We start from the raw sequence: 2,167 nt of genomic DNA on the forward strand, positions 1-2,167 counted from the left end.
CCCCTCTCCCGCCTGCGTTGGGGGGGGAGCTCTTCTCCCCCCCCCCCGCTGGGCCGGCAAAGACTGGATACAACCATTCATCCCTCTCGGTTGAAATCCTTCCCCCCTCCCCCCATATGACTCTCCATCAGGCATTTTCGCCCCGCTGCGTGGAGACTCTCCCTTGACTACCATCGTTTCTGTCCGCCGTAACGGCAAAGTCGTCATGGGCGGCGACGGCCAGGTTTCCCTCGGCAACACCGTGATGAAAGGCAACGCCAAGAAGGTCCGCCGCCTGTACAACGGCCAGGTCATCGCGGGCTTCGCCGGCGCCACCGCCGACGCCTTCACCCTGTTCGAGCGCTTCGAAGCCCAGCTGCAGAAACACTCCGGCCACCTGGTGCGCGCCGCCGTCGAACTGGCCAAGGAATGGCGTACCGACCGTTCCCTGAGCCGCCTGGAAGCGATGCTGGCGGTAGCCAACAAGGACGCCTCCTTGATCATCACCGGCAACGGCGACGTGGTCGAACCCGAAGACGGCCTGATCGCCATGGGTTCCGGCGGCGGCTACGCCCAGGCCGCAGCCCGCGCCCTGCTGAACAAGACCGACCTGTCGGCCCGGGAAATCACCGAGGCCGCCCTGAACATCGCCGGCGACATCTGCGTGTTCACCAACCACAACCTGACCATCGAGGAGCAGGACCTGGCCGAGTAATCAGTTGTTTTGGCGTCCCGCCAACAGCGGGACTTTTCCACACTGATGACTGCGCCTTAGGACCCTATTGATCATGTCCATGACCCCCCGCGAAATCGTTCACGAACTGAACCGCCACATCATCGGCCAGGACGACGCCAAACGCGCCGTCGCCATTGCCCTGCGCAACCGCTGGCGGCGCATGCAGCTGCCTGCCGAGCTGCGTGCCGAAGTCACCCCGAAGAACATCCTGATGATCGGCCCCACCGGCGTGGGCAAGACCGAAATCGCCCGTCGCCTGGCCAAACTGGCCAACGCGCCGTTCATCAAGGTCGAAGCGACCAAGTTCACCGAAGTCGGCTATGTCGGCCGTGACGTCGAGTCGATCATCCGCGACCTGGCCGATGCCGCGCTGAAGATGCTCCGCGAGCAAGAGATCGTCCGTGTGCGCCACCGCGCCGAAGACGCCGCCGAAGACCGTATTCTCGACGCCCTGCTGCCGCAGGCGCGCACCAGCAGCTTCGCCGAAGAGGCTGCACAGTCGAGCAGCGATTCCAACACCCGCCAGTTGTTCCGCAAGCGCCTGCGTGAAGGCCAGCTGGACGACAAGGAAATCGAGATCGAAGTGGCCGACGCGGTCGGTGTCGAGATCGCCGCGCCGCCCGGCATGGAAGAGATGACCAACCAGCTGCAGAGCCTGTTCGCCAACATGGGCAAGGGCAAGCGCAAGGCGCGCAAGCTGAAGGTCAAGGACGCGCTGAAGATGGTCCGCGACGAAGAAGCCGGCCGCCTGGTCAACGACGAAGAGCTCAAGGCCAAGGCCCTGGAGGCGGTCGAGCAGCACGGTATCGTGTTCATCGACGAAATCGACAAGGTGGCCAAACGTGGCAACGTCGGCGGCGCCGATGTGTCCCGCGAAGGCGTGCAGCGCGACCTGCTGCCGCTGATCGAAGGCTGCACCGTCAACACCAAGCTGGGCATGGTCAAGACCGACCACATCCTGTTCATCGCCTCCGGTGCATTCCACCTGAGCAAGCCGAGCGACCTGGTGCCCGAGCTGCAGGGTCGCCTGCCGATCCGCGTCGAGCTCAAGGCCCTGACCCCGGAAGACTTCGAGCGCATCCTCAAAGAGCCGCACGCCTCGCTGACCGAGCAGTATGCAGCGCTGTTGAAGACCGAAGGCCTGAACATCGAGTTCGCCGACGAGGGCCTCAAGCGCCTGGCCGAGATCGCCTTCCAGGTCAACGAGAAAACCGAGAACATCGGTGCCCGCCGCCTGCACACCCTGCTCGAGCGTTTGCTCGAAGAGGTGTCGTTCAGTGCCGGTGACCTGGCCAGCGCCCATGACGAGACGCCGATCCACATCGACGCCGCGTATGTGAACAGCCACCTGGGTGAGCTGGCGCAGAACGAAGACCTGTCGCGCTACATCCTGTAAGACCATCGCGGGGGGAGGGAGCCCCCCGCCCGACGCGCACCCCCCTTGGAGGGGTG

General features: G+C 64.5%; 2 protein-coding genes. Both read left to right on the forward strand.

The window, feature by feature from the left end; all coding sequences use genetic code 11:
- Window positions 1-163 precede the first annotated feature (163 nt).
- Complete coding sequence (hslV, locus tag ACO6VM_RS19045) at window positions 164-694, forward strand: ATP-dependent protease subunit HslV (protein WP_011536056.1); 531 nt, start codon at window positions 164-166, stop codon at window positions 692-694.
- A gap of 73 nt (window positions 695-767) precedes the next feature.
- The gene (gene hslU / locus ACO6VM_RS19050) at window positions 768-2,111 is read left to right on the forward strand and encodes an ATP-dependent protease ATPase subunit HslU (RefSeq protein ID WP_125860776.1); all 1,344 of its coding nucleotides are present in this window, start codon (window positions 768-770) and stop codon (window positions 2,109-2,111) included.
- Window positions 2,112-2,167 lie beyond the last annotated feature (56 nt).

The sequence above is a fragment of the Pseudomonas sp. GZD-209 genome, from assembly GCF_049310485.1.
GTDB classification, from domain to species: domain Bacteria; phylum Pseudomonadota; class Gammaproteobacteria; order Pseudomonadales; family Pseudomonadaceae; genus Aquipseudomonas; species Aquipseudomonas sichuanensis.

Coding starts and splice junctions, on each gene's coding strand:
- hslU (WP_125860776.1), top strand. CDS start 768: ATGTCCATGACCCCCCGCGAAATCGTTCACGAACTGAACCGCCACATC.